2 rRNA genes are annotated in these 838 nt (G+C 49.0%); both read left to right on the top strand.

Annotation, left to right across the window (positions count from 1 at the left end):
- A 23S ribosomal RNA gene (locus tag HBA55_RS37135) occupies positions 1-119 on the top strand; the annotation flags it as partial.
- Positions 120-319: 200 nt separating this feature from the next.
- Positions 320-435: ribosomal RNA gene (gene rrf, locus HBA55_RS37130) — 5S ribosomal RNA — on the top strand.
- The last annotated feature ends 403 nt before the right edge of the window (positions 436-838 follow it).

Raw genomic sequence — 838 nt, 5'->3', positions numbered from 1 at the left:
TCCCTGGGACTTTGAGTCCCCTGAAGGGCCGTTGAAGACTACGACGTTGATAGGCTGGGTGTGGAAGCGTTGTGAGGCGTTGAGCTAACCAGTACTAATTGCCCGTGAGGCTTGACCATATAACTGATGCAACTGGATGTTGCGGATGGGTAAGCAATCGATAGAATACACACGATCATCAGACAACTTTATAGATCGATTTTTGCTCCTGCAAAATCGATGTACCCTCCATCCCTGGAGGGCATCCACCACCCTATTTGGTCCTCGTGCGGCCGGCTTAAGACAAGCCCTAAGACCAACCACGAACCAAGCCAGTTTGGCTGACGACCATAGAGCTTTTGAACCACCTGATCCCATCCCGAACTCAGAAGTGAAAAGAAGCATCGCCGATGGTAGTGTGGGGTTTCCCCATGTGAGAGTAGGTCATCGTCAGCCTTCAAACACCGAGTCGCTGCTCTGAACAGCAGGGCTCCCTAAAACCCCAGTTTCGAAAGAGGCTGGGGTTTTTTGCTATTAGTGCAGGCCTACGATTTTGATCGAGACTGCCGGTAAGTCCCTCGCTTTAACGTGCAGCCAAGCTCATGAAAAAAGCTGAAAATTAGGGCTTGCCAAACAGAAAGCGCACTGTATAATGCGCCTCCTGCTTCGGGGAGACAGCCAAACGGCGAGTCACACGAAGCAAAGACAACGAGAGCCGAGCGCCTCGTTAGCTGTTTAAAAAGTTAATCAAGCAATGCGTGTGGGTGCTTGCGAGATGATAGTGCGAACACAAAATTATCATTCGTAAGTAACTCATTAATTCATTATGTGAAGTAATTTGTTCAAGCGAATGAGCCAA

The organism is Pseudomaricurvus alkylphenolicus (genome assembly GCF_011683955.1).
GTDB classification, from domain to species: Bacteria; Pseudomonadota; Gammaproteobacteria; order Pseudomonadales; family Cellvibrionaceae; genus Pseudomaricurvus; species Pseudomaricurvus alkylphenolicus.
Note: the sequence above shows the minus strand (reverse complement) of the source record. Positions and strands in the feature narration are given on the sequence as shown.